The organism is Streptomyces muensis (assembly GCF_021474425.1).
Classification (GTDB): Bacteria; Actinomycetota; Actinomycetes; order Streptomycetales; family Streptomycetaceae; genus Streptomyces; species Streptomyces muensis.
In genome coordinates this window covers 1-5,540 of record NZ_JAKEIP010000393.1, presented here as the reverse complement: position 1 = coordinate 5,540, position 5,540 = coordinate 1, and the positions used below count along the sequence as shown (strand labels likewise).

At 70.9% G+C, this 5,540-nt stretch carries 6 protein-coding genes; 4 read left to right on the top strand and 2 right to left on the bottom strand.

Annotated features, from left to right (window positions below; translation table 11 throughout):
- Together L0P92_RS41600 and L0P92_RS41595 are read right to left on the bottom strand one after the other, a co-directional pair.
- The coding region (locus L0P92_RS41600) for a ricin-type beta-trefoil lectin domain protein (protein ID WP_234768331.1) at positions 1-1,095 on the bottom strand (1,095 nt) is incomplete at its 3' end.
- A gap of 300 nt (positions 1,096-1,395) precedes the next feature.
- Positions 1,396-2,349 carry an RNA polymerase sigma factor SigF gene (locus L0P92_RS41595; RefSeq protein ID WP_234768330.1) on the bottom strand — a complete coding sequence of 318 codons (954 nt, stop codon included), beginning with the start codon at positions 2,347-2,349 and terminating at the stop codon, positions 1,396-1,398.
- Between the two features lie 237 nt (positions 2,350-2,586).
- Here L0P92_RS41595 and L0P92_RS41590 point away from each other — a divergent pair, with 237 nt between their 5' ends.
- The 4 genes from L0P92_RS41590 to L0P92_RS41575 form a co-directional block, all read left to right on the top strand.
- Positions 2,587-2,991 carry an STAS domain-containing protein gene (locus L0P92_RS41590; protein ID WP_234768329.1) on the top strand — a complete coding sequence of 135 codons (405 nt, stop codon included), beginning with the start codon at positions 2,587-2,589 and terminating at the stop codon, positions 2,989-2,991.
- 241 nt (positions 2,992-3,232) lie between these two features.
- Entirely contained in the window at positions 3,233-3,844 is a 612-nt protein-coding gene (locus L0P92_RS41585; protein ID WP_234768328.1) for an ATP-binding protein, read from the top strand.
- A 195-nt stretch (positions 3,845-4,039) separates the two neighbouring features.
- Positions 4,040-4,717 carry an LPXTG cell wall anchor domain-containing protein gene (locus L0P92_RS41580; protein ID WP_234768327.1) on the top strand — a complete coding sequence of 226 codons (678 nt, stop codon included), beginning with the start codon at positions 4,040-4,042 and terminating at the stop codon, positions 4,715-4,717.
- Positions 4,718-4,854: 137 nt separating this feature from the next.
- Positions 4,855-5,540: hypothetical protein (locus L0P92_RS41575; protein ID WP_234768326.1), on the top strand; the 686-nt coding region annotated here is incomplete at its 3' end.

Sequence of the window (5,540 nt, the reverse complement as noted above, 5' to 3'; positions counted from 1 at the left end):
GGTCGGAGTCGGGGACGGGGACTTGGAGGTGCGTGACGGGGACGGGGAGGGAGACGGGCTCGGCGACACCGTCGCCGTCACGGTCACCGCGACCGGCGGCACCCGCACCGGAGTGCTCGCCGAACCGACCGGATCCTGCGCCGACGATCCGCCCTGCGCCACCAGGAACAGCACCAGCGGCAGCAGCGCCACTCCGAGCGCCGCCGACACCAGCACGACCCGGCGGCGGTCCGACGGCCAACCCGTCGGCGGCCGGGATCGGTTCGCCCTGCTCCGCGTCTCTCCCGGGCCGGGGGCCTTGTCGGCCGCCACATAACCCGTCCCGCCCCACGGCAGCAGCCCCTCCGCCAGCGCTACCCGAGGAGCGTCCCGCAGTGCCGACAGCTCCTCGTACGCGGTCGTGCAGTGCGGGCAGCGCGCCATGTGGGCGTGCAGATCGGTGCTGCCGCGGGGGCTGTCGGGCCGTACGGACTCCTCGATGAGGCGGCCGAAGTCGGGGCAGTCGGGGTCGTCGGAGGCGGCGAGACGGGCGCGCAGACAGGACCGGGCCAGCTGCTGGAGCGCCGGGTCGGTGCCGTAGGTGACGTCCTCGCGGGTGAGGCCGAGGAGAGCGGCCGTACGCTCCGCCGACTCCCGCTCCACGACGCCGTACCAGATCAGGCCCTGGATGCGGGACGGCAGGGACTGGAACGCCGTGAGCATGGGCGGGACCGGGCCGGAGGGACCGGCGGTGTTCAGGACCAGCAGCAGTCCCGCGTCGAGGCCCGCCGCCCGCTCGTCCATGGCCCAGGTGCCGGCCAGGCGGGCGGTCAGCAGCAGGAGTTGGTGCCGCCAGGGCAGGCCGGGCTCGATGCCGCGTGCCGTCTGACGGGCCGCCATGGTGAACGCCTGGGCCGCCAACTGCCGGGCCGTGGAGTCGTTCGGGGTGCACAGACGGGCGTAGGCGAGGACGGGCGTGTGGTGGCGGGCGCGCAGCTCCTGGAGTGCCGGATACGCGGTGGCCGTGTCGGCGCGCAGCAGTTCGGTGAGCCGGGCGTCGGAGGCGCCCCTGTGTATCCCGCTGCCGGGGTCCCTGCCGTCGTCGGCCCGAACCATCCGCCTGCCTCCTCGCAGCCGTGCGACCCGCCCGGAGTCCTGTCCTACCGGCGGGTATGACGGCTCATAGTGGAGGAAGGGAAGCCATGGGGAAAGGGTTTCTGTGGGTAACCCGTGCGTCGCGTGTGCCCGGCGAGTGTGTCGCGTGTGCCCGGCGCGTGAGCCGCGTGCGTCATGTCGGCCGGGTGAGCCGTGTGCGCACGCCCCGGACGCACCTGTGCCCGGTGTCCTGCCGACAGATTCGGCGGGGCACCGGGCACAGCGCAGGTCAGCGCGGGTGAGGCGCCGATCCTCGGGTGGTCACTCCTCGACCGTCAGCCCCTTGCGGAGCCGGATCAACGTCCGCGACAGCAGACGGGACACATGCATCTGGGAGATGCCGAGTTCCTCGCCGATCTCCGACTGGGTCATGCCCGCGACGAATCTCAGGGAGAGGATCTTCCGGTCCCGGGGCGGGAGTTCGGCGATGAGCGGCTTCAAGGACTCGACGTACTCGATGCCTTCGATCCCGTGGTCCTCGTAGCCGATCCGGTCGGCCAGCGCGCCCTCGGCGTCGTCCTCCTCGGGCTGGGCGTCCAGCGAGGAGGCGGTGTACGCGTTCGACGCGGCCATGCCCTCGACGACCTCGTCGTTGCTCAGGCCGAGGCGCTCGGCCAGTTCCGCCACCGTCGGGGCGCGGTCCAGCTTCTGGGCCAGCTCGTCACCGGCCTTGGCCAGGTCGAGCCGCAGCTCCTGGAGCCGGCGCGGCACCCGCACCGACCACGACGTGTCGCGGAAGAAGCGCTTGATCTCACCGATGATGGTCGGCATCGCGAAGGTGGGGAACTCGACTCCGCGGCTGAGCTCGAAGCGGTCGATCGCCTTGATCAGGCCGATGGTGCCGACCTGGATGATGTCCTCCATCGGCTCGCTGCGCGAGCGGAAGCGGGAGGCGGCGAACTTGACCAGCGCGAGGTTGAGTTCGACGAGCGTGTTGCGGACGTACGAGTATTCGTGGGTCCCTTCCTCCAGCGACTCCAGCCGCTCGAAGAGGGTCTTGGAAAGGGCCCGCGCGTCCACCGGCCCCACCTCGTCGTACGGGGGGATGTCCGGAAGCCCGGCGAGCGCGTCGTCCTGGCCGAAGTCCTGACCGAGGTCGGATTCGGGACGTACGTCGCTGTTCAGCTCGATGGGATCCAGATGTTCCGGTTGGGATGCCGACGTCGCGCTCTGGGTATGCGATGCGTCGAGCCGGGGTGACATGATGTCCTCCATCGTTCTCGGCATATGGCTGCCGAAGCCTGCGTGCACTGCGGTGTGCGGCGCCTCCAAAGCCGGCCGAGTCGGTTACGTGTCTCTACTAGCCCTACCCGCTTTCGTGAGCCCACCGCAAGTGCGCTCTGGTCCGAAATGTCCGATTCTGGGTGGATGTTCGGGTGTTGGAGGGCGTAGGGAAGGCGTAGTGTTCGAGAGCGTCAGTCAGCAGCCACGACGTCGGGAGTGAGACACGGCATGGACCGCGGGACGGTCGGCAGCGCACAGTCTGGCCGACTTCTGGTCGAGGTGCGGGAAGAGGGCTCCAGTGCCGTCGTGACCCCGGCGGGTGAGTTGGACCACCACACCGCCGATTTGTTGCGTGAGCCACTTGAGGACTGCCTCGAGAAGGGCTTCAGTCGACTGGTCGTCGACTGCTCGCGGCTCGAGTTCTGTGACTCCACGGGACTGAACGTGCTGCTCGGGGCGCGGCTGAAGGCCGAGGCCGCCGGCGGCGGGGTGCATCTGGCGGGCATGCTGCCCGTGGTCGCGCGCGTGTTCGAGATCACCGGGGCCGAGGCGGTCTTCACCGTCCACGACTCGCTCGACGCCGCCCTGGCTCCCGAGACCGGCAGGGCCGACGAGGCCGACGGCGCGGGTTGACCCCACGCGTCCCGCTCTGCATCAGACGTCACATCTTTCGTGTCGAATACAGGGGTGTTCCCTCGGCTTGGTCGGGCAGGAGACATCCTGAAACCTGTCGGTTGTGATGTCGGCCACCGGGGGTGGGGGGCGTGTGACCGGCGTATCAGGCAAGGACTTGGTGTACTGACGTACTGACTCTGCGTACTGACTTCTGAATCGTGTGAACGTTGAACTGGTGAATCGGTGAGGTGAAGCGCTGATGAGCACCACCCGGCCTTTCTCGCCGGGCGACCGCGGCCCTGAGCCCAGCGGCGCTTCCGGGGTGTCGGAGGGGGACGTGCCCGCCACGGAGGGCTCCGACGAGGGCGCCGCGGCGGCGGAGGCGGCCGACGGGGGCGCCGTGCCGTCCCTGCGGCCCGAGCCGTCCGGTGCGCCCGAGGAGGCCGCGCGGGCGGCCGCGGGGCGTCAGGTCCGTCGGCTGGACTTCGGCGACCAGAGCGGGGTCGTGCCGCTCGCCCGCGACTTCGCCCGCCAGGCGCTGTACGCGTGGGGCTGGCTGCCCGCCGCCACCGCCGACCAGCGGGCCGCGGCCGAGGACGTGCTGCTCGTCGTCTCCGAGCTCGTCACCAACGCCTGTCTGCACGCCGAGGGCCCGGACCAGCTGTGGATCGCCTGTGACAACAAGGTGATCCGCGTCGAGGTCTCCGACAAGGGCACGGGCCAGCCGGCCCCCCGCACCCCGCACCGCGCGGGCCGCCCCGGCGGCCACGGCATGTTCATCGTCCAGCGGCTCTGCCTGGACTGGGGCGTCATGCGGACCCCCGGGGTGGCGGGCAAGACCGTGTGGGCGGAGCTGGGAGCACCGGCGTAATCGTTTCGGCCGAAGTGCTCCGCTCGGCCCGACCCCGGGTTACCGGAGGTCACCCTCTCCACCCGAACCCCTTCACGCGCACGCCGGATCGTCACAACTCCGGCGTGCCCCGTGTCTTCCTTCCTCAAGGCCCCGGGCGTACCTTGACGGCCGATCTGATATGCCGTCAGGAATTCCGTGAGGAACGAGGGGACCGTGTCGAAGCAGAAGCGAACCGCCGCGCTCGCGACCGCCGCGGCCCTGGCCGGATCGGCGGTGCTGATGGCCGCCCCCGCGGCCCGGGCCGAGGTCGTCGACGTCAACTACTCCTGCAAGACCCCGATCGGCGACAAGAGCGCCGTCTCGCCCATCGACATCAAGGGCGTCAAGAGCGGCAGCGGATACAAGATCACCATGTCGTGGCAGAAGGGCGTCTCGTCCAGCCCCGTCGAGCTGGGCAAGGGCGCGATGAACCCGAGCGCCACCATCAAGCTGGGCGGCGCCGACAGCGGCACCATGAACGTGACCGGGCCTGCCAACCAGGAGGCCATTCCGGCCAACACCCCCATCAAGATCAATGACTTGACGGGCACGTACACCCCGAAGAAGACCGGCAAGGTCTCCTTCACGGCCGGTGTGCTCACCATCAAGGCGCTCGGTACGACCACGACGTGTACGCCGACCAACAGCCCCGGGCCGTCGCTGAGCCTCGACGTGACCGCGGCGGGGGGCGGCGGAGGCGGCGGTGGGACCCCGAGCGGTGGCGGGTCCGGTGCCGAACTTCCGCAGACCGGGCCTGTGGACTCGGCGGTCGCGCTGGGCACGCTCGGCGCGACGGTGTTCCTCTCGGGGGCGGCGGGGGTGTTGTGGTTGACGCGGCGTAAGCGGGTCTGAAGGGCGGGTCGGCTCGTGTTTTGTCTGCGGGTCCGTTGTGGCTGGTCGCGCCCACGCGGCGGTAGCCGCAAATTCAACACAGCCCCGCGCCCCTAAAAACGGGGCCCTGCCCCGCCGTTAGCTCGTTGGAGCCGCCCATGTCGTCAGCCCTCCGTGTCCTGTGTCTGTCTCTGCTCCTGCTGCTGGGCGTTGCCCCGAGGGCGACCGCTGCCGAGGGGTGGTCGCTCGTGCCCGTCGGTGGTGGGCGGCCGTCCTTTTACGGTGAGGGGGAGCCGGGGGCGGTCCTGCAGGACTCGGTGTCCGTGGTCAACCGGAGTGGTGGGGCGGTCAGCGTCCGGTTGCGTGCGCCCGGGGTCACGTTCGCGGACGGGGCCGTGCGGGTGCCCGGGCGTACTCGTGCCGATGTGCCGTTCACGGTGACCGTGCCGGCCGCCGACCGCACGGTCGAGATCGTCGCCCGGGACGCGGACGGCCGTGAGCGGAGCGTCGGGGTCCGGCTCCGCGTCGCTCTCCCGGAACTGTCCGCGCTGACCGTCGAACATGTGGCGGTACGCGGCGACGGCATCGCGTACGAGCTGGTCAACCGAGGTACGACGACTCTCGTGCCGAAGCTGGCCGTGCGCGCCGACGGTGTCTTCGGCCGCCTCCTCGACCGCGCCCCGCGCACCCTCCCCGTCGACCTGCCCCCGGGCAGCCGTACGAAGCTCACCGAGCCATGGTCCGACCGGCCCGCGCTCGACGCGGTGGACGTGCGGCTGACGGTGACGGCGACGGGCGGGGCGAGCGACACGGCCCGGGTGTCGGCGCGGTTCGTGCCATGGGG